The 24171-nt window shown below is 71.2% G+C and carries 24 protein-coding genes; 16 read left to right on the plus strand and 8 right to left on the minus strand.

Annotated elements, in window-relative coordinates; all coding sequences use genetic code 11:
* Together ACE3Q3_RS05610 and ACE3Q3_RS05615 are read left to right on the plus strand one after the other, a co-directional pair.
* The coding region (locus ACE3Q3_RS05610) for an MFS transporter (RefSeq protein ID WP_374443215.1) at nucleotides 1-540 on the plus strand (540 nt) is incomplete at its 5' end.
* Nucleotides 541-572: 32 nt separating this feature from the next.
* Complete coding sequence (locus ACE3Q3_RS05615) at nucleotides 573-1442, plus strand: CoA ester lyase (RefSeq protein ID WP_374443220.1); 870 nt, start codon at nucleotides 573-575, stop codon at nucleotides 1440-1442.
* On the opposite strand, the gene ACE3Q3_RS05620 is transcribed toward ACE3Q3_RS05615, so the two are convergent.
* A complete protein-coding gene (locus tag ACE3Q3_RS05620; RefSeq protein WP_374443223.1) occupies nucleotides 1439-3103 on the minus strand; it encodes a GTPase in 1665 nt (554 codons plus the stop codon). The two genes, ACE3Q3_RS05615 and ACE3Q3_RS05620, sit on opposite strands and share 4 nt — an antisense overlap.
* A gap of 52 nt (nucleotides 3104-3155) precedes the next feature.
* On the opposite strand from ACE3Q3_RS05620, the gene ACE3Q3_RS05625 reads away from it, so the two are divergent.
* Entirely contained in the window at nucleotides 3156-3860 is a 705-nt protein-coding gene (locus ACE3Q3_RS05625) for a hypothetical protein (protein WP_374443226.1), read from the plus strand.
* A gap of 7 nt (nucleotides 3861-3867) precedes the next feature.
* Here the strand turns inward: ACE3Q3_RS05625 and ACE3Q3_RS05630 are convergent, their stop codons facing one another.
* Nucleotides 3868-4566, minus strand: coding sequence for a hypothetical protein (locus ACE3Q3_RS05630; RefSeq protein ID WP_374443229.1), 699 nt, complete (start codon nucleotides 4564-4566; stop codon nucleotides 3868-3870).
* A gap of 51 nt (nucleotides 4567-4617) precedes the next feature.
* Here ACE3Q3_RS05630 and ACE3Q3_RS05635 point away from each other — a divergent pair, with 51 nt between their 5' ends.
* Nucleotides 4618-5607, plus strand: a complete 990-nt coding sequence (locus ACE3Q3_RS05635; protein ID WP_374443231.1) for a phosphotransferase family protein — start codon at nucleotides 4618-4620, stop codon at nucleotides 5605-5607.
* 12 nt (nucleotides 5608-5619) lie between these two features.
* Here the strand turns inward: ACE3Q3_RS05635 and ACE3Q3_RS05640 are convergent, their stop codons facing one another.
* Both ACE3Q3_RS05640 and ACE3Q3_RS05645 read right to left on the minus strand, forming a co-directional pair.
* A complete protein-coding gene (locus tag ACE3Q3_RS05640) occupies nucleotides 5620-6894 on the minus strand; it encodes an NAD(P)/FAD-dependent oxidoreductase (protein ID WP_374443233.1) in 1275 nt (424 codons plus the stop codon).
* On the minus strand, nucleotides 6895-7563 hold the full coding sequence (locus tag ACE3Q3_RS05645) for a haloacid dehalogenase type II (protein WP_374443236.1): 669 nt from the start codon (nucleotides 7561-7563) through the stop codon (nucleotides 6895-6897).
* 99 nt (nucleotides 7564-7662) lie between these two features.
* On the opposite strand from ACE3Q3_RS05645, the gene ACE3Q3_RS05650 reads away from it, so the two are divergent.
* From ACE3Q3_RS05650 to prpB, 3 genes are read left to right on the plus strand one after another with little or no spacing between them, the layout of a single operon-like run.
* Nucleotides 7663-8508 carry a GNAT family N-acetyltransferase gene (locus ACE3Q3_RS05650; protein ID WP_374443241.1) on the plus strand — a complete coding sequence of 282 codons (846 nt, stop codon included), beginning with the start codon at nucleotides 7663-7665 and terminating at the stop codon, nucleotides 8506-8508.
* Between the two features lie 44 nt (nucleotides 8509-8552).
* Nucleotides 8553-9950: an amidase gene (locus ACE3Q3_RS05655; RefSeq protein ID WP_374443244.1), complete on the plus strand. Its 1398-nt coding sequence runs from the start codon at nucleotides 8553-8555 to the stop codon at nucleotides 9948-9950.
* Between the two features lie 12 nt (nucleotides 9951-9962).
* A complete protein-coding gene (prpB, locus tag ACE3Q3_RS05660; protein ID WP_374443246.1) occupies nucleotides 9963-10877 on the plus strand; it encodes a methylisocitrate lyase in 915 nt (304 codons plus the stop codon).
* A 23-nt stretch (nucleotides 10878-10900) separates the two neighbouring features.
* Here prpB and ACE3Q3_RS05665 read toward each other — a convergent pair whose 3' ends face one another.
* The 3 genes from ACE3Q3_RS05665 to ACE3Q3_RS05675 form a co-directional block, all read right to left on the minus strand.
* Complete coding sequence (locus ACE3Q3_RS05665) at nucleotides 10901-11746, minus strand: serine hydrolase (protein ID WP_374443250.1); 846 nt, start codon at nucleotides 11744-11746, stop codon at nucleotides 10901-10903.
* Nucleotides 11747-11780: 34 nt separating this feature from the next.
* Nucleotides 11781-13340, minus strand: a complete 1560-nt coding sequence (locus ACE3Q3_RS05670) for an ABC transporter substrate-binding protein (protein ID WP_374443253.1) — start codon at nucleotides 13338-13340, stop codon at nucleotides 11781-11783.
* Nucleotides 13341-13479: 139 nt separating this feature from the next.
* Nucleotides 13480-13803 (minus strand): DUF1476 domain-containing protein, encoded by a 324-nt coding sequence (locus ACE3Q3_RS05675; RefSeq protein WP_374443257.1) that lies wholly within the window; start codon nucleotides 13801-13803, stop codon nucleotides 13480-13482.
* Nucleotides 13804-13995: 192 nt separating this feature from the next.
* Here ACE3Q3_RS05675 and purC point away from each other — a divergent pair, with 192 nt between their 5' ends.
* The 9 genes from purC (at nucleotide 13996) to ACE3Q3_RS05720 (ending at nucleotide 23257) form a co-directional block, all read left to right on the plus strand.
* Nucleotides 13996-14760: a phosphoribosylaminoimidazolesuccinocarboxamide synthase gene (purC, locus tag ACE3Q3_RS05680; RefSeq protein ID WP_374443259.1), complete on the plus strand. Its 765-nt coding sequence runs from the start codon at nucleotides 13996-13998 to the stop codon at nucleotides 14758-14760.
* A gap of 35 nt (nucleotides 14761-14795) precedes the next feature.
* Nucleotides 14796-15038 carry a phosphoribosylformylglycinamidine synthase subunit PurS gene (gene purS / locus ACE3Q3_RS05685; RefSeq protein WP_374443262.1) on the plus strand — a complete coding sequence of 81 codons (243 nt, stop codon included), beginning with the start codon at nucleotides 14796-14798 and terminating at the stop codon, nucleotides 15036-15038.
* Complete coding sequence (gene purQ / locus ACE3Q3_RS05690; RefSeq protein ID WP_374443265.1) at nucleotides 15035-15724, plus strand: phosphoribosylformylglycinamidine synthase subunit PurQ; 690 nt, start codon at nucleotides 15035-15037, stop codon at nucleotides 15722-15724. Before purS ends, purQ begins: the two co-directional genes overlap by 4 nt.
* 46 nt (nucleotides 15725-15770) lie before the next feature.
* Nucleotides 15771-17975, plus strand: coding sequence for a phosphoribosylformylglycinamidine synthase subunit PurL (gene purL / locus ACE3Q3_RS05695; protein WP_374443268.1), 2205 nt, complete (start codon nucleotides 15771-15773; stop codon nucleotides 17973-17975).
* 40 nt (nucleotides 17976-18015) lie between these two features.
* Entirely contained in the window at nucleotides 18016-18246 is a 231-nt protein-coding gene (locus ACE3Q3_RS05700) for a BolA family protein (protein ID WP_374443270.1), read from the plus strand.
* A gap of 39 nt (nucleotides 18247-18285) precedes the next feature.
* Nucleotides 18286-18630, plus strand: coding sequence for a Grx4 family monothiol glutaredoxin (grxD, locus tag ACE3Q3_RS05705; protein WP_374443273.1), 345 nt, complete (start codon nucleotides 18286-18288; stop codon nucleotides 18628-18630).
* A gap of 112 nt (nucleotides 18631-18742) precedes the next feature.
* Nucleotides 18743-19585: an EamA family transporter RarD gene (gene rarD / locus ACE3Q3_RS05710; RefSeq protein ID WP_374443275.1), complete on the plus strand. Its 843-nt coding sequence runs from the start codon at nucleotides 18743-18745 to the stop codon at nucleotides 19583-19585.
* Between the two features lie 143 nt (nucleotides 19586-19728).
* Nucleotides 19729-21393, plus strand: a complete 1665-nt coding sequence (locus tag ACE3Q3_RS05715; RefSeq protein ID WP_374443278.1) for a calcium-binding protein — start codon at nucleotides 19729-19731, stop codon at nucleotides 21391-21393.
* 223 nt (nucleotides 21394-21616) lie between these two features.
* Nucleotides 21617-23257: a calcium-binding protein gene (locus ACE3Q3_RS05720; protein ID WP_374443281.1), complete on the plus strand. Its 1641-nt coding sequence runs from the start codon at nucleotides 21617-21619 to the stop codon at nucleotides 23255-23257.
* A gap of 146 nt (nucleotides 23258-23403) precedes the next feature.
* Here the strand turns inward: ACE3Q3_RS05720 and rpsD are convergent, their stop codons facing one another.
* Nucleotides 23404-24018 (minus strand): 30S ribosomal protein S4, encoded by a 615-nt coding sequence (gene rpsD, locus ACE3Q3_RS05725; protein WP_374443285.1) that lies wholly within the window; start codon nucleotides 24016-24018, stop codon nucleotides 23404-23406.
* Nucleotides 24019-24171: the final 153 nt, after the last annotated feature.

The raw sequence follows: 24171 nt of genomic DNA on the forward strand, positions 1-24171 counted from the left end.
GCCGGCATCGCCTGCTGCATCGCCATGTCGATGCCGCAGGTCCACATCGTCGCCTATTGCGGCGACCTCGGCTACGGCGTCGCCCGCGGGGCGGAGATGCTGTCGCTGATGCTGGGCTTCGGGATCGTCAGCCGGCTGGCGTCGGGCTGGATCTCCGACCGCATCGGCGGCGTCCGCACCCTGCTGCTCGGCTCGGCCCTGCAGGGGCTGACGCTCTCCTTCTACCTGCCGTTCGACGGGTTGACCTCGCTCTACGTCGTCTCCGCCCTCTTCGGCCTGTCGCAGGGCGGCATCGTGCCGAGCTACGCCATCATCGTGCGCGAATACATGCCGGCGGCCGAGGCCGGCACCCGCGTCGGCGTCGTGCTGATGGCGACCATCGTCGGCATGGCGATCGGCGGCTGGATGTCGGGCGTCATCTTCGACCTGACCGGGTCCTACCAGGCGGCCTTCGCCAACGGCCTCGCCTGGAATCTCGTGAACGTGGCGATCGCGCTCTGGCTGCTGTCGCGGCGACCGCCGCGACTGGCATCCGCATAGCCAGCCCCCCCGTCCAGACAAGGAGAACGGCCGTGACCGCCGAAGCCCCCACCCCCGCGATCCGCGCCCGCCGCAGCTTCATCTTCGCCCCCGGCAACCGGCCCGACATGTTCCCCAAGGCACTGGCCTGCGGCACCGACATCGTCTGCGTCGATCTGGAGGACGCGATCGCACCGCAGGACAAGGCCGAGGCGCGGCGCCTCGCCTTCGCCCACCTGCCGGGTGCGGACGGCCCGGCGCGGGTCGAGCGCATCATCCGCCTCAACTGCCTGCGCACGCTGGACGGGATGCAGGACGTTCAGGCGCTGCTCGCCGCGGCCGACCCGGCGCCCGCCGTAATGCTGCCGAAGGTCAAGGGGCCGGAGGAGGTGCGCAACCTCGCCGACCTCCTCGACGAGTACAAGCTGCCGACCCGCCTCCACGTCATCATCGAGACCAACCAGGCGCTGGAGGCCGCCCACGCCATTGCCGCCGCCAGCCCGCGCATCGAGGCGCTCTTCTTCGGCGGCGTCGACATGGCGGCCGACCTGCGCTGCAAGCCGACCTGGGGCGCCCTGCAATACGCCCGCTCGCGCGTCGTGCACGCCGCCGCCGGCGCGGGCGTCGACGCCATCGACGTGCCCTGGCTCGACCTCAACGACCGCGAGGGCATGCTGGTCGAGGCGCGGCTGTCGGCGGAACTCGGCTTCTCCGGCAAGGGCGCCATCCATCCTCGCCAGATCCCCGACCTCAACACCATCTTCGCCCCCGACGCCGCAGCCGTGGACTATGCCCGCCGGGTACTGGCGGCCTGGGCGCAGCATGCGTCCGGGCTCCTCGTCTTCGAGGGCAAGCTCATCGAGAAGCCCGTGCTCCGCAGTCTCGAGCGCATCCTTGCGACCCACGCCGCGGCGCAGGGCTAGAAGGGCAGCCAGCGCGCCCGCAGGAACTCCACGATCTCGTCCGCCGTCGGCCATTGCCCGTGCCGGCGGATGTGGCCGAGGAGATAGTCGAGATAGGCCTCGCCCGCCGCCTTGGTCATGGCGCCGGCCACGGCGGCCGTGATGGCGCCGCCGACCAGCGTGCCGACGCCCGGCACCAGCTTCGCGAGGTTGCCGGCGAAGGCCGCCAGGGAGCGCACCCCGAGCCCCGCGGCGAGCGCTCCGACGATCGCGACGGCGACGCCGCCCAGCCGGTCCTCGGCCACGGCGACGCCGGCGGCACGCGAGATGCCGGCGATCATGCCGATCATCACCGGGGCCAGCGCCGCCCAGCCGACGAACGGGATCGGGGTCGCGGCCAGCGTCGCCGCTGACGCGGTGGCGCCGTCGATGACCCGCCGGGCCGCCCGCACCTTGGGCTCGAGTGCGACCGACTGCGCCGCCGCGAAGGCGCTCCGGTGCCCGTCGGGCACCCGCCGCTCGCTCTCCTCGACGAGGCGCGCGAGGCCGGCCGCCGGCACCGTGGCGCCCGACGCGAACCGGCGGGGCTGGGCGACGACGCGGACGACGGGAAGGCCGGGCAGGCGCTCCGCGGCCAGCGCCTCCATGCCGCGATCCTCCCACCCCTTGGTGAGGACGAGGACGGTCGGCACGCCCTGGTCGGCCAGCATCCGGGCCGTCGCCCGGTCCGCCTCCTCGATGCGGCCGGCGCCATTGTCGATGCAGAGCCAGGCGAGGTGGAGTTGCCGTTTGGCCGCCGGGTCCCGCCGGGCGGCGAGGATCGCCGCCTCGAGCGCGGCGCGGCTGCCGGCATAGTCGCCCGGCTCCAGCCCGCGTGTGTCCAGCAGGCGCACCGGGAACCCCTCCTCGCCGTACCATTGCGCCCGCTCCGTGACGGGATCGCCGATGCCCGTCCTCGCCAGGTCGCGACCGAAGACGGCGTTGACCAGCGTGCTCTTGCCGACCCCCGACTTGCCGCAGACCAGGACGTTGCACGGCGCCAGCCGGGCGAAGGCCAAGCGCTCGCTGCTGCCGGTGAGGCGGTCGATCAGGGCATCCCAGCCGCGCAGCCTGCGGCCGCGGACGCTGGCGGCGATCGCCGCGACCGCCGGGTCGGCGCCGGCCTCCGGCGGCGGGCGCGCGACGCCGAACGGGTCGAGGCCGAGGCGGGTGCGGCTGCGGGCGCGGAGTGCCGCGACCCGGAACACCACCGCCGCCAGGTTCCCGGCCGCCACCACCTCCGCCGGCACCGCCGCGTCGGCCGCGACGTCGCCGCCCAGCCCGAAATGCGCGAGGATCGCCTGCTCGACGGCGAGCGGCGGCGTCCCGGCCGCGATCGCGACGCCGAGGCGCCGCGCGGAGTCGGCCAGCGCCGCGGCATGGTCGCGGTCGCCGATGCCGAGGAACCCGCGCAGCGCCGTCGCGGCGACCCGGTCGACGGCGTCGGCCAGCCGGTCGGGCCAGCGGCTCGGGCGGTCCGGCGCCCGGGCGACGCGCGGGTCGTCCGCCAGCGCCTCCGGCGCGACGCGGCGCAGCAGGTCGGCGAGCGGCTTCAGGTCGGCGTCACGCGCGAAGGCGAAGAGCCCGGTCAGGTCGCCCTCGCCGGTCGCCCGGTCGATGTCGGCCCGGAGCGTCGCCACCATGTCGCTTCCTCCCCTCCCGTCCGGCACGTGCTAGAGATGGCGGGGAGCCGCCATGACCACCAGCCTCGCCGCCCGCATCCTCGCCAAACTCCAGGATTCGGTCGAGGACCCGATCGCCGACGTCGCCAACGCGCTCGTCTCGGACCGGCTGCTGCGCTGGGCCGGGCACGAGGCGCTGGTGGCGCTGGCCGCCGCCGTCGGGCTCTGGGGCGTGCTCCTGGCGGTGCCGTTCCTGCCGTCCGAGGAATGGGGCGTCGTTCCCGCCTGCGCCATCATCCTCGCCTTCTTCGCCCATGTCCTGTGGTCGCTCTGGCCGGCCGCGGCGGCGCTGCCGCTCGTCTGGCGCCTGCGCGCCGGCCCGCGCCGGCTGGTGCGCCTGCTGCTGTTCCGGTCGTTCTCCCGGATGCTGCACGAGATCGAGGCCGCGATGACCGCCTGGGCCGAGCGGCAGGGCACCGCGGCGCGCGGCGGGATGGCGCTCGCGCAATGGTGGGCGGCGACCCCGACCGACCGCGTCGCCTGGCAGCTGGCGGAGCGGCTCGAGCCGCGCATCGTCCGCCATGCCGTCCGCGCCGGCCTGCTGGCCCTGGCGCCGATCCTCCTGATGTTCTGGTCCTTCCGCTGGGTCGTCGTCTATGGCGGGCTGCTCGACCGCACCGCCCATCTCGGCCCCTTCGAGGCCGCGATCTACCCGCTGGCGGCGGTGATCGACCTGGTCGCCGGCACCGGCATCCGCGACTGGCTGAAGGGCGGCTGATCCCGGCTCACCAGCCGTAGGGCGGCCAATCGCGCTCGAGCCGGGCCGCCGCCTCGGGCGCGACGGCCCCGATGGTCGCCCGCCGCAGCCGGTCGAGCCCGTGGCGCGGCACCAGCACCGTGCCGTCCGCCGTCGTCCGCGGCCGCACGCACACCGGCACGACCGCCGCGAGGTCCGGAACGGCCCGCCGCAGGGCGTCCGCCATCGCCTGCTCGGTCTCCGGTTCGGCCTGGGTCAGGACGCCGACGCAGGGCACGCCGGCCGCGCGCAGCGCTTCCGCCAGCCCCGACTCGCGGCCGCCCTCCCCGCCGGACACGCGGTGGGCGTCCGCCCGGAGGCAGATCCAGGCGGCGTGCGGCCGCGCACCGTCCGGCATCCGGCGCAGCAGCCGGGCCACCGCCCGCACCTGCTCCGCCCCCGTCGCCAGTTCGAGCCCGACGGTGTCGGCCAGTGCCAGCGGCAGGGCCGCCTCCCAGTGCCACGACAGCGCCGGCGTCGCCGGCGTTCCCTCGGGAACGGAGCGGCCGAGCACGGCCGCCACGAGGCTCGTCTTGCCGGCGCCGGTCGGTCCGGCCACCCACACCCGCACGCGATCCCGGCACGCCTCGGGTACCTCCCCGCCGCGCCGGACGAGCCACGCCCAGGCGCCGCCCGCGGCCGCAACGAGGCCGGCACCGGCCAGCCAGGCGAGCAGAGGGATGGGCATCGGCAGAATCCAATATTACAGTTTTGTTTCCATTCGACGGAACGATCCCGCGTGACCGGCGAACCGCAGCAAGCCATCCTGGACGCTCTGACGCGCCGGCACCTGCTCCCGCCGGGTACGGCACCGCGCATCGAGCTTGTGCACGATGTCGACGGAAAATCGTCCTATCGCGTCGATTGGGCTGGCGACGGCATCTTCGTCAAGCGCGGCGTGCCGCACTGGTCGCAGGTAGAGGCCGGGATCCAGCAGGCCCTCGCCCCGGTGGTGCCGGAGCTGGCCCTGCCGGTCCTCGCGACCCTGCCGGAAATCCACGGCTTCGCCATGCCGTTCGTCGCCGCCGAACGGGCCCGCCCGTGGCGCGCCGCCCAGCGGGGGCTCGGCTGCGACGCCGCCACGCTCGCCGCCCGCGTCGGCGACCGCCTGGGCCACTTCCACGCGCGCACGGCCGGCAACCGGGCGATCGAAGCGGCGGCCGAACCCAACCGGGACCGGATCGCCGACATGCGCCGTTCGCTCCTCTGGAACTGCGTACAGCACGTGCCGGCCACGGCAAGGGCGGTACGCGACGCCTTCACGACGTTCGCGCGGCGGACGGCGCTCGCCCACGGCGATGCCAATCTATCGAACCTCCTCGTCGGGCCCGACGCGGTCACCATAGTCGACTTCGAAAAGGCCTGGTACGGCGACCCCGCCTTCGACTGCGGCTGGATGCTGGCGTCGCTCGTCCGGTATGCGATCCGGTCCCGCGCGGCGGAAGCGCGCGCACGGCTTCCGGACGCGGTCCGCGCGGCCGGACTCGCATGGTCGGCCCATGTCGCCTGGGAGGATCGGCAGGCGGCGGAGGGACGGGCGGTCGCCATCGCACTCGCGCGCACGGTCGCTGCCCATGTCGACCAGTTGCAGCGCATCGGGGGCGCCGCCCCGCCACCGGTCGTCGAGGACATCGCCTGCATCGTCCGCATGCTCCTGGCGACGCCGCTCGGCATCGTCGAGTTCGCCGACCGCCTCGCCGCGGAACGCTTCGGCGGTGCCGGCCACTGACCGGCCACGCGGTCAGTGCAGCCGGTCCTGGAGCCGGTACCAGAGCCCGACCAGCGGCAGGAACCAGGGCCGGCCGTAGTGCCCGCGGATCGCCGGCCAGTCGAGGCCGGCGAGCGGATTGGCGTCGCGGTCACCGGCCATCGTCCGCGCCATCATGCGCCCCATGTGGACCGACATCTGGACCCCGTGGCCGCTGTAGCCCATGGCGTAGTGAAGCCCGTCGCGCTCGCCGGCGCGTGGAAAGCGATCGGCAGTCATGTCGACGAGGCCGCCCCAGCAATAGTCGATGCGGGTCGCCGCCAGCTCGGGGAAGATCGACCGCATCCCGGCCTCGAGGATGCGGCCGCTGCGCTGGTCGGACTGCGGGTTCGACATGGCGAAGCGCGCCCGGCCGCCGAAGATCAGCCGGTCGTCCGGCGACATGCGGAAATAGTTGCCGATGGTGCGGGTCGTGGTCGCGGTGCGCCGGCCGGGCATGATCCGGTCGGCGAGCGCGCGCGGCAGCGGCTCCGTCGCGACGATGAAGCTGCCGACCGGCACGATGCGGCGCCGGAACCAGCCGAGCGGCCCGCGCAGCGAGGCGCCGGTCGCGGCCAGGACCTGCTTCGCCTCGACCGTGCCGCGCCGGGTCGCGACCCGCCAGCGACCGGCCGAGCGCGCCAGTTCCGTCACCAGCGCGTCCTCGTGGATGCGGGCGCCGTTGCGCGCCGCGGCCTCGGCCAGGCCGACCGCGAAGCGGCCGACATGCAGCATCGCGCTCTTCGGGTGCAGGATGGCGCCGTGGAAGGCGTCCGAGCCGATCTCGGCGGCGAGGTCGGCCCGCGACAGCAGGCGCGCCTCCGGATCGGCGGCGCGGACCAGCGCCGCGTGGCTCTTCGCGAGCTTGGCGGCATGCTCGGGCTTGGCCGCCAGCTTGATCTTGCCCGAGCGCCGGAAGTCGCAGGCGATCCCCTCCTCCGCCGCGATCGCCTCGACCGTGTCGACGGCTGCGTCGAAGGCGCGGTAGAGGGCGAGCGCGCGCTCCGCGCCCAGCATCGCCTCGGCGGCGGCGAAATCGTGGGCGAGGCCGTTGTTGCAGTGGCCGCCGTTGCGCCCCGACGCCTCGCCGGCGACGCGGCCCGCCTCCAGCACCACGACCTCGGCCCCGGCCTTGGCGAGCGCCAGCGCCGCCGACAGGCCGGTGAAGCCGCCGCCGATCACGACGACGTCGGCGCGGCCGCCGACCGGGCCGGGTGCCGCCGCGGTGAAGGGCGGCGCGGTCGCCAGCCAGTAGGGTTCGAGCCGCATCTAGAGGCCGAGCAGGTCGGCGACCCCGCCGATGCCGGTGACGGGGTGATAGTTGTAGGCCGGACAGGCCGGATCGTGGCCGCGATCGACGAAGACCTTGTTCTCGATCCGCAGGTCGTTGGCCGACATCAGGTCGTAGCGCAGGCTGGAGGAGACGTGGAGGATGTCGCCCGGCCCGCAGCCGAGCTGGTCCAGCATGTATTCGAAGGCCTGCAGCCGGGGCTTGTAGGCCTGGGCCTGCTGGGCCGTGTAGACGCGATGGAAGGGGGCGCCGAGCTGGTCGACGTTCGACTGGATCTGGTCGTCCGACGCGTTCGAGAGCACGACCAGCGGATAGCGCCTCGCCAGCCGCGCCAGCCCCGCCGGCACGTCCGCGTGCGGTCCCCAGGTCGGCACCGCCGCGTAGATGCGGCGCCCGTCCTCCGGCCGGAACGGGATGCGCCACAGCCGGCAGGTGCGCTCGACCGCGTTCATGAGGACGTCGGCATAGGGCTTCCAGGCGCCCAGGACCTCGTCGAAGCGGTAGGCGGCGAAGTCGCGGATGAAGCGGTCCATCGCGTCCGCGGGGACCCGGTCGCCGAAGAGTTCGCGCGACATCTCGGGCATCCGGAAGCGGGTGAGCGTGCCGTAGCAGTCGAAGGTGATGTATTTCGGCCGGAAATCGATCATGACGCGCTGCCCGTCCCCGCGGCGGATGCGAAGCGATGGCGACGGCCGGTCGCGAGGTGTACAAGCCGCGCCGCCGGACGATAGCGACAGGAGGGGCAGGTGGCGACAGGCACGGAGACGATGCGGGCGCTGGTGGAAGCGGACCTCGCCGCAGCGCACGGGCTGTCGCAGGCGGTCGGCTGGGCGCACCGGCTCGACGACTGGCGCTTCGTCCACCGGCTCGGGCAGGGCTTCGCGGTCACGGAGGGCGAGCGGCTGGTCGGAACCGGCATGTTCTGGCCCTTCGGCGGGTTCGCCACCCTCGGCCTCGTCATCGTCGCGCCCGACCGCCAGGGCGCCGGCATCGGCCGGCGGCTGATGACCGGCCTGCTGGAGGCGATTGGGCCGCGCACCACCCTCCTCAACGCCACCGACGCCGGCGCGCCGCTCTACGAGAAACTCGGCTTTCGTGCGACCGGCATCATCCACCAGCACCAGGGCGACGCCTTCGCGGTTCCGGAGGCACCGCCGCCGGACGGCTGCCGGATCCGGCCGGCGACCGCGGCCGACCTCCCAGCGATGACGGCGCTCGACGCCGCCGCGACCGGGCTCGAACGGCCGCTCGTCCTGTCGGCGCTGCTGGGCGTCGCCGAAGCCGCCATCCTGGAATGCGACGGCCGGCCCGTCGGCTTTGCCGTCTGCCGGCAGTTCGGCCGCGGCCGCGTCGTCGGCCCGGTCGTCGCAGCGGATGCCGACGCGGCGAAGGCGCTGCTCGCCCACTGGATGGCGCGCCACCACGGCACCTTCCTGCGCGTCGACATCCCCGAGCCGACCGGGCTCGGCCCGTGGCTGGTCGCGGCCGGCCTGCCGGCGATCGCGCCGGCAATCACGATGGCGCGCGGCGCCCCGCCGGTGCCGCGGCCGGGGGCACGGCTGTTCGGACTGGTGAACCAGGCGCTAGGCTGACGTCCGACCCCGTCCCCCAATTCCCGATTCGCCAGGAGCCGCCCATGGCCGGAAGCTACGATCCGCGGACCTTCCGCGCAGCGACCTTCCACGACGCAGTGCCCGCCTTCCGCGACGGCAGCGACAGCCCGCGCGCCTACCTGGAGCGCTGCCTCGCCGCCATCGCCGAGCGCGAGCCGGTCGTCCGGGCCTTCGTCACCGTCAACGCCGAGGGCGCCCGGGCCGCGGCCGACGAAAGCACGCTGCGCTGGAAGACCGGCCGGCCGCTGTCGGCGATCGACGGGCTGCCGATCGGCATCAAGGACCTGCTGGAGACCAGGGACATGCCGACCGAGATGGGCTGCGAGGCCTATCGCGGCAATTTCCCAAAGCGGGACAATGCGGCGGTCTCGGCCTTGCGGCGGTCGGGCGCCGTCGTCCTCGGCAAGACGACGACGGCCGAACTCGGCGGCGCCCACCCGCCGGCCACCACCAACCCGTTCGACGCCGCCCGCACGCCGGGCGGCTCCTCCTCCGGGTCGGCCGCGGCGGTCGGCGCCCGCATGATCCCGGCCGCCGTGGGCTCGCAGGTCGGCGGCTCGATCATCCGTCCCGCCGCCTTCTGCGGCAATTTCGCCATGAAGCCGACCCAGGGCGGCATCAACCGCGGCGAGCGCCAGTCGACCAGCATGAGCACGCACGGCATCCATGCCGGCTCGATCGAGGACGTCTGGGTGACCTCGATGGCGATCGTGCGCTGGGCCGGCGGCGATCCCGGCAAGCGCGGCCTCTTCGGGCCGGCGACGACGCCGGACGCGGTGAAGCCCGGCCGCCTGATCGTGCTGGAGACCGAGGGCTGGCCCGACGTCGACGCGGCGACGCGCGAGGGTTTCGCGCAGGTGCTGGCGGCCTTGGAGGCGGCGGGCGTGACGCTCCTTCGCCGCGCCGACCATCCCTGGATCGAGGCGCTGGAGCGCGCCATCGCCGACGGCCGCTCGCTCTGCGGCAGCATCACCGCCTGGGAGAACCACTGGGCCCACCGCAGCCTCGTCGACCAGTACCCGGACAAGGTCAGCTTGCGGGCGAAGGCGGTGCTGGCCCGTGCCGAGGCCATGGATTTCGAGGACTATCGCCGCCTGCTCGTCGAGCGCGAGGCGGCGCAGATGCGCCACGCCACCCTGGCGCCGCTGGCCGACGCCTGCATCATGCTGTCCTGCCCCGGCCCGGCGCCGCTGTGGCCGGGCGACCGGCCGGGCCAGCCGCTGGCGCCGCGCCCGACCGGCGACTTCGTCTTCAACGCGCCGAGTTCGATGCTGTTCGCCCCTGCCTTCACCATGCCGCTGATGGGCGTCGGCGGCATGCCGGTCGGCGTCCAGCTGATGGGCCAGCAGCACGAGGACGCGCGGATCACCGCCATGGCCCGCTGGGTCACCCAGGCTGTGCCCCCGGTCGTCGTCGGCTAGGAGCGCGCCGCCATGCCCTATCTCGTCGCCGCCGACCTGCCGGGCGAACCGGCCGGGGTGCAGTTCCGGCGGCTGCTGGAACGGCCGGGCATCCTGCGCATCCCGGGCGCCCACAACGGCATGGCGGCCCTCCAGGCGAAGGCTGCGGGATTCGAGGCCCTCTACCTCTCGGGCGCCGCCATGAGCGCCCAGATGGGCCTGCCCGACCTCGGCATCATCACCATCGAGGAGGTGGCGTTCTTCGTCCGCCAGATCGCCCGCGCCGCCGGCCTGCCGCTGCTGGTCGACGGCGACACCGGCTATGGCGAGGCGCTCAACGTCATGAACATGGTCCGCGCCTTCGAGGATGCCGGGGCGGGCGCGGTCCATCTCGAGGACCAGTTGCTGCCCAAGAAGTGCGGCCACCTCAACGACAAGAAGCTGGCCGACGCCCGCGACATGGCGGCCAAGGTGGCCGCCGCCGTGCGCGCCCGCCGCCACCTCTACGTCGTCGCCCGCACCGACGCCGCCGCGTCGGAGGGCCTGGACGGCGCCGTCGCCCGCGCCCGCCTCTATCTCGAGGCCGGGGCCGACGCGATCTTCCCCGAGGCGATGACCAGCGCCGAGATGTTCCGCGCCTTCGCCGCCGCGCTCCCCGGCGTGCCGCTGCTCGCCAACATGACCGAGTTCGGCCGCACGCCCTTCTTCACCGGCGCCGAGTTCGAGGCCATGGGCTACCGCATGGTGATCTGGCCCGTCTCCTCGCTGCGCGTCGCCAACAGGGCCCAGTCCGAGCTCTACGCCGCCATCGCCCGCGACGACGGCACCCGCGCCATGCTCGACCGCATGCAGACCCGGGCCGAACTCTACGACACCATCGGCCTCGCCCGGTACGAGGCGCTGGACGCCTCGATCGTGGCGACCGTGGTGCCGCCGGCGATCCGGTAGCGGCCGTCGGCGGTCCGCGTCCGCTACTTCCCGATCTCCTCCCAGCACGCCCGCGACAGCTTCGCGACGAGGCCGATGGCGGCCGACCAGCCGGGCATGCCGTCGGGCAGTTCGTCCGGGATGCGGTCGACGAAGGCCGTGAGCACGTAGAGGGGCCGGTCGCCGCGATAGACGAGGCCGGCGTCGGAGCGGCCGCGGACGCCGCGGCCGGTCTTGTTGCAGATCCGGATGCCGAAGGGCAGCAGCGCCGGGATCATCGAGCGGTGGACCTGCCAGGACAGGATGTCGAGCGCGTAGCGGCAGAGTTCCGGCGTCGAGCCGAGGAAGGCCGCGGCCCTGGCGTCCGACGCTCCGGCCAGGATCAGCTCCAGCAGGTGGCCCTGGTCGGCGGGCGTGGTCGTGGTCACCGCCTCCGCCGGGTGGTCCCAGGGCAGGCCGAGCGGCGGGATCTTGAAGCGGTGGACCGTCCCTTCGAGCCCGATCGCGCGGCAATAGGCGTTGAGCTCGTCGAGGTCGACGCGGTCGACGACGATCCGCGTCGAGACGTTGTCGCTGGTGATGATCATGTGGACGATGGCGTCGCGCAGCGGCATGCGCACGCCGGGCGTCAGGTGGTGGAAGGTGCCGGACGCGACGCCCTTCTGGTACTCGGCCTCGATCGTCACCGGCTCGTCGAGGTCGAGCCGGCCTTCGTGGACGGCCTTGAAGGCGGCCATCATGATCGAGGTCTTGCGGGTGCTGGCGGACGGCGTCGGGACGGCGCCGGCGCGGTCGGCCGACGCCCCCGTCACGAGGTCGCGGACGTACCAGCTCGTGGTGAAGGGCAGCGCGTCGCAGAGTCCGTCGAGCCGCCGTGCCAGCGCGTCCATGTCGTGTCCTTTCCTGCTCCCGACCCCTTGTGGGCTAGTTCCGGATCGAGACGTTCCAGACGTAGAGCCCGCCGAGCGGCGAGGACTTTATGCCCTGGAGCCGCCGGCTCGCCACGACCTCGTTGACGACATGGTAGAGGGCGACGCCCGGGACCTCGTCGACGAAGCGGCGGAAGAGCTCGTCCGCGCCGGCCTGGATGACCGCAGGATCGCTGCTCGCCTCGGCCTTCTTCAGGATCTGGATGACTTCCGGGTTCTTCCAGATCTTCCGCGGCTCCGGCCCGACGATGCGTTCCCAGTGGCCGAGCGGCTCGTAGCGCGCCGAATAGCCGAAGGACTGCATCTGATAGGCGCCCTTGTTGTAGTTGGCGAGCTGCAGCCCCCACTCGACGACCTCGAGGTTGATCTTGACCCCGACCTCTTCCAGCATCTGCTGGGCGAGCACCGCCTGGTCGTACATCAGGGGCCAGCGCTTGTTGGTGGTCATGGTGATCGGCTGGCCGGCATAGCCGCCCGCCTTCAGCAGCGCCCGGGCCTTGTCCTTGTCGGGTTTGGCGCCGGTCGCGTGCAGGGGCGAGTGGTAGCGGCTGAAGGTCGGCATGACCGAGGCCGTGCCCTTGCCCTGGCCGAAGGAGACGACGTCGGCGATGGCGTCGCGGTCGATCGCGGCGGCGATGCCCTGGCGCACCCGCTTGTCCTTCAGCGCCGGGTCCTGGTCGTTGAGGAGGAGCGAATACCAGGACGTGGTCTCCGACGCGAAGACCTGGACGTTCGCCTGCTTGCGCATGTCGGCGGCGGCATCGCCCTGCATCGCCGTCAGGTCGATGTCGCCGGAGACGAGGCCGGCCTTGCGCGTCGCCGGGTCGGGCACGACGAGATAGCGCACCTTCTCGACCTTGGCCTCGCGCCGCCCGGTCATGCCGGACCACGGCGCGGTCTGCGCGACGTAGCCGGGGAAGCGGACGATCTCCATCGACTGTCCGACCTTGCGCTCGCCCGGCATGAAGGGGCCGGTGCCGATCGCCTTGTTCCAGGTGCCGTCGGCGTTGAGCGACGATGGGTGGAGGATCGGGGTCAGCGCGCAGTCGACCCGGGCGATGGTGGCGAGGAACGAGCCGTTCGGCTGGTTGACGCGGAAGACCACGGTCAGCGGGTCCGGCGTCTCGACCGCCTCGACCTTGAAGCCGACCTGGCCCGAGAAGTTGCTGCGGCAGCGCCACTGCGAGCCGGCCGCCATCAGGTAGTCCCAGGACCACTTGACCTCGGCCGAGGTCAGCGGCGCGCCGTTGTGGAACGTCACGCCCTCGCGCAGGCGGAAGACGTAGGTGCGGCCGTCGTCGCGGATCTCCCAGCCCTGCGCCAGCACCGGCGCCACCTCGAGGTCGTCGCGGAACCCGACCAGCCCCTCGACGATCTGGCGGTAGGGGTCGCTCGCCATCGCGTCGCGCTCGCGCTGCGGGTCGACGCCGCGCAGGTCCTCGGTCATGGCGACGACGATGGTGTCGGCCGGCGGTGCGGCGTTCGCGGTCGCCGCCCAGACTGCCGCGGCGGCATGGATCGCCGCCACCGCATACCCCGTCCTCGTCATCGCCATCGGCCGCCCTCCATCGGTTGCGCCGAAATTTTTGCGCAAATATGAGGGGCAGGCAAGCAGCAAGCGGGCCGGCCACGCATCGCGCGGCCGGCCCGCGGAAAGCAAGGGCGAGCGCCGTCGCTCGCGGCGCCCGCCGCCCTTACGCCTGACTGGCGATCTGCTCCTGCGCGACGGCGAGCAGCGCGTCCATCTGCTTGCGCACCTGGTGCTCGCTGACGGCGACGCCCTTGGCGGTCAGGTCGCCCAGCACCTTCTGCAGCACGTCGTCGTCGCCCGGCTTCTCGAAATCGGCGACGACGACGGACTTCGCGTAGGCGTCGGCCTCCTCGCCGGTCAGCCCCAGCTTCTCCGCCGCCCAGGCGCCCAGCAGGCGGTTCCGCCGTGCGTTCACCTTGAACAGGGTCTCCTGGTCGCGCTCGAACTTCTTCTCGAAGCCCTTTTCGCGCTCGTTGAAAGTCGACATGAAGCTCCTCGTCCGGGTTTGGAGAATGGGCGGCCTCCATATAGCGTCGGCCGGGCATCGTGACGAGGCCCCGCCGGTTGAGCCGACGCCCTGCCGTTGCTATATGTCCGGCTCGCAAGCGCCGGGCTGCCTTTCTTCTGGAGAAGGCCGGCGCCCGGCGCGACGTCCCCTCCTCTCCCCTGGTGGCCGCCCATGTCCCGCCGCAGACAGATTTACGAAGGCAAGGCCAAGGTCCTGTTCGAAGGGCCGGAGCCGGGCACGCTCATCACCTATTTCAAGGACGACGCGTCGGCCTTCCACAACCAGAAGAAGGGCACCATCACCGGCAAGGGCGTCCTCAACAACCGGATCAGCGAGTACCTGATGCTGCGGCTGGGCGAGGTCGGCATTCCGACCCATTTCGTCCGCCGCATCAACATGCGCGAGCAGCTCATCCGCGAGGTCGAGATCATCCCGATCGAACTGGTGGTCCGCAACGTCGCCGCCGGCTCGCTCTCGAAGCGCCTCGGCATCAAGGAAGGCACCCACCTGCCGCGCTCGATCGTCGAGTACTACTACAAGAGCGACGAGCTGCAGAACCCGATGGTCTCGGAGGAGCACATCACCGCGTTCGGCTGGGCCTCGACCCAGGACCTCGACGACATGATGGCGCTGGCGCTGCGGGTCAACGACTTCCTGACCGGGCTCTTCCTCGGCATCGGCATCCGCCTCGTCGACTTCAAGCTCGAGTTCGGACGCCTCTACACCGACGACGACATGCAGATCGTGGTCGCCGACGAGATCAGCCCCGACAATTGCCGGCTCTGGGATCTCAAGACCAACGAGAAGATGGACAAGGACCGGTTCCGGCAGGACCTCGGCAATGTCGAGGCCGGCTACCAGGAGGTCGCCCGCCGCCTCGGCATCCTGCCGCAGGAAAGCCAGGGCGACCCCAAGGGCGCCAAGACGCTGCAGTAGAGCCGCCGCACCACGCGAGAGAGAGGACGAGAGACATGAAGGCGCTGGTCCACGTCACGCTCAAGCCGGGCGTGCTCGACCCGCAGGGCACCGCCATCCAGGGCGCGCTCGCCCATCTCGGCTTCGCGGGAGTCGAGGAGGTCCGGCAGGGCAAGTACATCGAGCTCGAGCTGGCCGAGGAGGACCCGGTCCGCGGCCGCGCCGTGGTCGAAGAGATGTGCCGCCGCCTCCTCGCCAACACGGTGATCGAGAACTACGCGATCGAGGTGGTGTCGTGAGATCGGCGGTCATCGTCTTCCCCGCCTCCAACTGCGACCGCGACGCCGAGACGGCGCTGGCCGCCATCACCGGCCGGGCGCCGCACATGGTGTGGCACGCCGAGGGCACCTTCCCCGAGGTCGACCTGATCCTGCTGCCGGGCGGCTTCTCCTACGGCGACTATCTGCGGGCCGGCGCCATGGCCGCGCACTCGCCGGTGATGCGCGAGGTGGTGGCCCGCGCCAACCGCGGCGTCCCGGTGCTCGGCATCTGCAACGGCTTCCAGATCCTCTGCGAGGCCGGCCTCCTGCCGGGCGCGCTGATGCGCAACGCCACGCTCAAGTTCGTCGGCCGCGACGTCCATGTCCGCGTCGAGACGAGCCAGAGCCTGTTCACCAGCCGCTACGCCACCGGCGCCGTCGCGCGCATGCCGGTCGCCCACGGCGACGGCAACTACTTCGCCGACGAGGCGACGCTCGACCGCCTCGAGGAGCGCGGCCAGGTCGCCTTCCGCTACTGCACGGCGGACGGCGCGGTCGCGGCCGACGCCAACCCGAACGGGGCGCGGCGCAACATCGCCGGAATCTTCAACGAGACCAAGACGGTGCTCGGCCTGATGCCGCACCCGGAGCGCGCCGCCGACCCGCTGCTCGGCGGCACCGACGGCCGCGCCATGTTCGAGGGGCTGGCCGAAGCCCTCGCCTGAGGCTCCCGGCCGCGCCCCCAGTCCCATCCGCCCGGAGAGAGCGGCCTTGACCCTGCCGAACGCGACGATTTCGCCCGAGACCGTGGCCCAGCACGGCCTCACCCCCGACGAGTACCGGCGCCTGCTCGCCATCCTCGACCGCGAGCCGACGATGACCGAACTCGGCATCTTCTCGGTGATGTGGAGCGAGCACTGCTCCTACAAGTCGTCGAAGAAGTGGCTGAAGACGCTGCCGACGACGGCGCCGTGGGTCATCTGCGGACCCGGCGAGAACGCCGGCGTCATCGACATCGGCGACGGCGATGCCGCCATCTTCAAGATGGAGAGCCACAACCACCCGTCCTATATCGAGCCCTACCAGGGCGCGGCGACCGGGGTCGGCGGCATCCTGCGCGATGTCTTCACCATGGGCGCGCGGCCGATCGCCAACATGAACGCGCTGCGCTTCGGCCGGCCCGACCATCCCAAGACCCGCTACCTCGTCTCGGGCGTCGTCGCCGGCATCGGCGGCTACGGCAACTGCGTCGGGGTGCCGACGGTCGGCGGCGAGGTCAACTTCCACCCGGCCTACGACGGCAACATCCTGGTCAACGCGATGACCGTCGGCCTGGCGCGCGCCGACCGCATCTTCTACTCGGCGGCGGCCGGCGTCGGGAACAACGTCGTCTATGTCGGCGCCAAGACCGGGCGCGACGGCATCCACGGCGCGACCATGGCGTCGGCCGAGTTCACCGAGGATTCCGAGGCCAAGCGGCCGACCGTCCAGGTCGGCGACCCCTTCACCGAGAAGCTGCTCATCGAGGCCTGCCTGGAACTGATGAGCCAGGACGCGATCGTCGCCATCCAGGACATGGGGGCGGCCGGCCTCACCTCCTCGTCGGTGGAGATGGCGGACAAGGGCGGGGTCGGCATCACCCTCGACCTCGACCGCGTGCCGATGCGCGAGACCGGCATGACGCCCTACGAGATCATGCTGTCGGAGAGCCAGGAGCGGATGCTGATGATCCTGCGCCCGGGCAGCGAGGAGACGGCCCGGCGCATCTTCGAGAAGTGGGAGCTGAACTTCGCCGTCATCGGCCGGGTGACCGACACCGGCCGGCTGATCCTGCGGATGCACGGCGAGGTCGCGGCCGACCTGCCGGTGCGCCCGCTGGTCGACCAGGCGCCGCAGTACGACCGCCCGTGGGTGCCGACGCCGGCGCGCCGGGCGCTCGCCGTGAACGAATTGCCGCCCAATCCCGAGCCGCTGGCCGCGCTCGAGCGGCTGGTCGGCTGCCCCGACCTCGCCAGCCGGCGCTGGGTATGGGAACAGTACGATTCGACGGTGATGGCCGACACGGTGCAGCGCCCGGGCGGCGACGCCGCCGTCGTCCGCATCCACGGCAAGACGAAGGGCATCGCCATCGCCACCGACTGCACGCCGCGCTACTGCCTGGCGGACCCGGTCGAGGGCGGCAGGCAGGCGGTGGCGGAAACCTGGCGCAACCTGACCGCGGTCGGCGCCCGGCCGCTCGCCATCACCGACAACATGAACTTCGGCAATCCCGAGAAACCGGAGATCATGGGCCAGTTCGTCGGCTGCATCCAGGGCATGGCCGAGGCCTGCATGGCGCTCGACTACCCGGTCGTGTCCGGCAATGTCTCGCTCTACAACGAGACCGAAGGCCGGGCGATCCTGCCGACCCCGGCGATCGGCGGCGTCGGCCTCGTCGACGACGTGGCGCGGACGGCCCGGGTCGCCTTCCCGGCCGCGGGCCAGGCGATCGTCCTGATCGGCCGGACCGCCGGCTGGCTCGGTTCCTCCATCTACCTGCGCGAGGCCTTCGGCCGCGAGGACGGAGCGCCGCCGCCGGTCGACCTCGCGGCAGAACGCCGCAACGGCGATTTCGTCCGCGACCTCATCGCCGAGGGACTGGCGACCGCCTGCCACGACTGTTCCGACGGCGGCCTCGCCGTCGCCCTGGCCGAGATGGCGATGGCGTCCGGGATCGGTGCCCGCATCGCCGCACCGGACGGCGCGCCACGGCTCGACGCCTGGCTCTTCGGCGAGGACCAGGGCCGCTACCTGCTGACCGCCGTCGACGCCGACGCGGTGCTGGCCGGCGCGGCCGCCGCCGGCGTCCCGGCCGCCCGCATCGGCATGACCGGCGGCGGCGAATTGACAGTCGAAGGGGCGGGCGCCATATCGGTCGAGCGCCTCCGGACCGCTCACGAACGGTGGTTCCCGGCCTGGATGGCCGGCGAGGCCTGAGCCTCCCCCCCCAACCCCGAACCGGCAGGACACCGACCCCATGGCCATGGACGCGGCGACCATCGAGCGGCTCATCAAGGATGCCCTGCCGGACGCGCAGGTCACGATCGAGGATCTGCGCGGCGACGGCGACCACTATGCCGCCCACGTCGTCTCGGCCGCCTTCGCCGGCAAGTCGCGGGTGCAGCAGCACCAGATGGTCTATGCGGCGCTGCGCGGCCGCATGGGCAACGAACTGCACGCGCTGGCGCTCCAGACGGGCGTTCCCTAAGATCGCCCGCAACCGATCCCCTTCCGGGAGACACCTGCCATGACCACCACCACCGACAGCGCCGTCTTCGAGCGCATCCGCCAGGACATCGAGGACAATGCCGTCGTCCTCTACATGAAGGGGACGCCGGTCTTCCCGCAGTGCGGCTTCTCCGCCGCCGTCGTCCAGGTCCTGACCCACCTCGGCGTCAAGTTCAAGGGCATCGACGTCCTCCAGGACCCGGCGATCCGCCAGGGCATCAAGGAGTTCTCGAGCTGGCCGACGATCCCGCAGCTCTACGTCAAGGGCGAGTTCGTCGGCGGCTGCGACATCGTGCGCGAGATGTTCGAGACCGGCGAACTGGGCGAGATGCTGTCGAGCCGCGGCATCGACGTCCGCGCCTGACCGCTCCAGGGCAGCCAGGGCCGGTTCCCCTCTGGGAAGCGGCCCCGGCCCGCCTGATCCAGCCCGACCTCGTCCAGCCATGCCCGATCCGGGGCCGCGGCCTGATCGGGCCATGGGCTATGCCGCCGTCCTCGGCGCCTTCCTCATCTGGGGCCTGACCCCGGTCTATTTCAAACAGGTCGACACGGTCGCGCCGCTCGACCTCGTGGCGCACCGGGTCGTCTGGTCGGTGCCGTTCCTGGCGGCCGTGGTCACTTTCGGGCGCGGCTGGCCCGCGGTCGCCCAGGCGCTCGCCAGCCCGCGGACCATGGCGATCCTCGGCGCGACCACCCTCATCATCGCCGGCAACTGGTTCCTCTTCACCTGGGCGATCGTCAGCGGCCGCATCGTCGAGGCCGCGCTCGGCTACTTCCTCGGGCCGCTCGCCTCGATCGCGCTCGGGGTGGCGGTGCTGGGCGAGCGGCTCGACGCCCGGCGCTGGGTCGCCGTGGCGCTCGCCGGCGCCGCCGTCCTCCACGAGGCCCTCCGGGTGTCCGGCGGGCCTTCGGCGGCCCTCCTTCTCGGCGCCAGCTTCGCGGTCTACGCCCTGATCCGCAAGCGCATCCGCGTCGACGCGGTGACGGGGCTGCTGATCGAGACGCTCTACCTGCTGCCCCTCGCCGCGGCCTGGATCCTGCTCCAGGACGGCGCAGGGCTCGGTGCCGGCGGCGTCCGGCTCGACCTCCTGATCCTGGCCGGCGGCACGGTCACCACCACTCCCCTGCTGCTGTTCACGATCGGGTCGCGGCGCCTCGACCTGACGACGATCGGCTTCCTGCAGTACATCGCCCCGTCGATCTCGTTCCTCCTCGGCGTGCTCGTCTACGGCGAGCCGTTCGGCTGGGAGCGCGGGCTCACCTTCGCCGCGATCTGGGCCGCGATCCTCCTGGCAAACCTGCCGGCCCGGCCGCGCTGACCAACCGTCGTCGGCCATCGGCAGATGCCCATGGGCAATATTGCCGATGGGGGTTTTCTGCCGTATTCTGAAACTATAAAGTTGCGGTGGGCGCAGCTTCTTATCTAATTCTAGATCTACTCTTGTCGTTTCGGGGGGCGGAAATGGCGGTCATCAACGGCAACGGCAATCCCAACACGCTGACGGGCAAGAGCGGCGACGACGTCATTTCCGGCTTCGGCGGCAACGACCGCATCGACGGCAAGGAAGGCCACGACAGCATCGACGGTGGCGACGACAACGACAGCATCCTCGGCGGCAAGGGCAACGACACCATCTTCGGCGGCAATGGCCTGGACACGGTGTTCGGCGGCCAGAACAACGACCTGCTGTTCGGCGACGAGCAGAACGACCGCCTCTCGGGCGATGACGGGCTCGATCTGCTCTATGGCGGCTACGGCAACGACACGATGGCGGGCGGCAACGGCAACGACTTCGTGTCCGGCGAGGCTGGCGACGATTCCGTCGACGCGGGCAAGAACAGCGATTCCGTCTGGGGCGGCGACGGCAACGACTGGCTGTTCGGCAATCATGGCGCCGACACGATCATCGGCGGCAACGGCGACGACATCATCCGTGGCGGCGAGGGCAGCGACTACCTCGTCGGCTATTCTCCGGGCTCGGAGTCGATGGACGGCGCCAACTACTTCGAGGCCGGCGACAACGACGATTCGCTGTTCGGCGGCGACTATCGCGACACGATGTACGGCGAACTCGGCAACGATCTCGTCTATGGCGGCGGCGAGAACGACTTCATCAACGGCAATGCCGGCCGCGACCTGATCTATGGCGGCAACGGCGCCGACGTCATCCATGGCGGCGGCGACGACGATTCGATCCGGGCCGGCTACGCCAGCAACTGGTTCGACTCCCTCGCCCCCGCCAGCGACACGGTCTACGGCGATCACGGCGACGACCTGATCGAGGGCAGCCGCGACACCGTCGGCGACTATCTCGACGGCGGCGACGACGACGATCATGTCTATGGCGGTTACGGCTACGACACCATCCTCGGTGGCCAGGGCTATGACAACCTGGTCGGCGACAACGGCAGCGACAGCATCCTCGGCGAGGATGACAACGACAACATCTACGGCGGCAACGGCAACGACACGATGCACGGCGGCCAGGGCGAGGACTGGATCGACGGCGGCTACGGCAACGACCTCGGCTATGGCGGCGACGACGACGACGACCTCGACGGCGAACAGGGCAACGACACCCTCTACGGCGACGGCGGTCACGACATCGTCTACGGCGAGGACGGCGACGATGTCGTCTCCGGCGGCGACGGCAACGACTATGTCGAGGGTGGCGAGGACAACGACCTGCTCTACGGCGACGGCGGCAGCGACACGTTCGGGCTCGACGGCGACGACACCGACGGCGTCGACACGATCGCCGACCTCGAGGCGGTCGACAAGATCGACCTCTACGACTTCCCCGTCATGGAGAAGCTCGACGCCGAGATCACGACCAATCCGCTGAGCGTCACCGAGAAGGACAACATCCTGGTCGCAGTCGACCACGGCTATTCCGGCGTCAGCGAGTTCGACCAGTTCCTGACGGCCGGCGCCGCGGATACCGACAAGCCCGGGTTCTATGTCTTCTACAACTCGTCCTCGGGCCGCGGCGAGATCTGGTTCGACACCAACATGACCAGCACCGACAACGCGGTCCTGGTGGCGGTGATCGAGAACGTGAACAGCGTGAGCGACCTCAAGGACGTGGTCAATTCCGGCACGTTCGTCGTCGACTTCGAGAACTGACCGCGACGGCGCCGGCGAGGAGTCTTCCTCCTCGCCGGCAGTCCGGCCCGGCGAGCGGTGGCGGTCCCTGCCCGGCCGTGCGGCCAGCCGCCGCCCCCAATCGTCTCGGCATGGATTGTCTCCAGCCCCTCGGACGCGCTACGTTGCCGCGAGTGAGGTGGAGTCCGTGAGCGTTGCGCGCAACTGCGAGTGCGCGGACTGACGGCTTTGGCGGGGGCAGACCATGGCGACGATCAACGGCAAGAGCGGCAACGACAACCTCGGCGGGACGAGCGGCAACGACGTCATCGACGGCAAGGACGGCAACGACAGCCTGTCCGGCGGCAATGGCAACGACAGCATCCTCGGCGGCAAGGGCCTCGACACGATCTCCGGCGACAACGGCGCCGACACGATCTTCGGCGGCCAGAACAACGACCTGCTCTTCGGCGGCGATCAGAACGACCGCATGTCGGGCGACGACGGGCTCGACACCCTGTTCGGCGGCAACGGCAACGACACGATGCTGGGCGGCAACGGCAACGACCTGCTGTTCGGCGAGGACGACAACGATTCGATCGATGCCGGCAAGAACAGCGACATCGTCTATGGCGGCAACGGCAACGACTGGCTGTTCGGCAACCATGGCGCCGACACGATCGAGGGCGGCAACGGCGGCGACGTGATCCGCGGCGGCGAGGGCTCGGACCTCCTGATCGGCTACGCGCCGGGCGCCGAGACCCAGGACGGCGCCAATTACTTCGAGGCCGGCGACAACGACGACACGCTGTTCGGCGGCGGCAATTTCGACACCATGTACGGTGAGCTCGGCAACGACCTCATCTATGGCGGCGCCGGCAACGACCTCATCGGCGGCAACGGCGGCACCGATCTCGTCTATGGCGACGACGGCGCCGACGTCGTCCATGGCGGGGGCGGCAACGACGTGGTCTATGGCGGCCGTGGCGGTCGCGGCGACGATTCGCTGTTCGGGTCGTGGAGCGACACGCTCTACGGCGACGACGGCGACGACGATCTCTATGCCAGCCGGGACTCCGTCGGCGACTATCTCGACGGCGGCGTCGGCGGCGACGAGGCCTACGGCTCCTACGGCTACGACACAATGCTCGGCGGCCAGGGCGACGACTACCTCGTCGGCAACGGCGGCAGCGACAGCATCCTCGGCGAGGATGACGACGACGAGATCCATGGCGGCAACGGCAACGACACGATGCACGGCGGCCAGGGCGAAGACTGGATCTCGGGCGGCAACGGCAACGATCTCGCCTATGGCGGCGCCGACGACGACGATCTCGACGGCGACTGGGGCAACGACACCCTCTACGGCGACGAGGGCGACGACGACGTCTATGGCGAGGACGGCGACGATGTCGTCTCCGGTGGCGACGGCAACGACTATGTCGAGGGTGGCGAGGACAACGACCTGCTCTACGGCGACGGCGGCAGCGACACGTTCGGGCTCGACGGCGACGACACCGACGGCGTCGACACGATCGCCGACCTCGAGGCGGTCGACAAGATCGACCTCTACGACTTCCCCGTCATGGAGAAGCTCGACGCCGAGATCACGACCAATCCGCTGAGCGTCACCGAGAAGGACAACATCCTGGTCGCAGTCGACCACGGCTATTCCGGCGTCAGCGAGTTCGACCAGTTCCTGACGGCCGGCGCCGCGGATACCGACAAGCCCGGGTTCTATGTCTTCTACAACTCGTCCTCGGGCCGCGGCGAGATCTGGTTCGACACCAACATGACCAGCACCGACAACGCGGTCCTGGTGGCGGTGATCGACAACGTGAACAGCGCCGACGACCTCAAGAACGTCGTCAATTCCGGCACGTTCGTCGTCGACTACGACAACTGATCCGGTCGACCGTCGCGTGAAAACGGAAGGGGGCCGGAAACGGCCCCCTTCTCGTTTCCGGACCCCGGCAGGCCGACCCGCAACGAGAAAGGCCCACCCCACTGCCGCGGGGTGGGCCTTGGCCCGTCAGGCGGATCCGTAGGGGATCAGCGCGAATAGAACTCGACGACCTGGTTCGGCTCCATCTGCACCGGGTACGGCACGTCGGCCAGCTTGGGCGCGCGCACGAACGTACCGGAGAACTTGCCCTGGTCGACCGAGACGTAGTCGGGGATGTCGCGCTCGGCCAGCTGCGCCGCCTCGAGGACGACCGTCAGCTGCCGCGACTTCTCCTTGACCGCGACCACGTCGCCGTCCTTCACCATGTAGGACGGGATGTTGACGCGCTTGCCGTTCACCGTCACATGGCCGTGGCTGACGAACTGGCGGGCGGCGAACACGGTCGGCACGTACTTCATGCGGTAGACGACCGCATCGAGACGGCGCTCCAGCAGCTCGATCAGGTTCTCGCCGGTGTCGCCGCGGCGGCGCACCGCCTCCTCGTAGATGCGGCGGAACTGGCGCTCGCCGATATTGCCGTAGTAGCCCTTGAGCCGCTGCTTGGCCATCAGCTGGGTGCCGAAGTCCGACGGCTTCTTGCGCCGCTGGCCGTGCTGGCCGGGCCCGTACTCGCGCTTGTTGACCGGGCTCTTGGCGCGGCCCCAGAGGTTCACGCCGAGGCGGCGGTCGATCTTGTGCTTCGATTCGGCGCGCTTGGTCATGCGCCATCCTTTCCGTTTCGTGTCCCGGTAGTCCGGCAGGCGACCGACGTCGGCCGCTGCTGGCGGGGTGAGACACCCACGTTCCCGGGAATGGAGGGCCGCAAAATAGCCGGAACCGGCCTCAGGTCAAGCAAAAGCCGCCGGTCATGCCGC

Source organism: Allostella sp. (genome assembly GCF_041913585.1).
In the GTDB taxonomy this organism is placed as follows: Bacteria; Pseudomonadota; Alphaproteobacteria; order ATCC43930; family Allostellaceae; genus Allostella.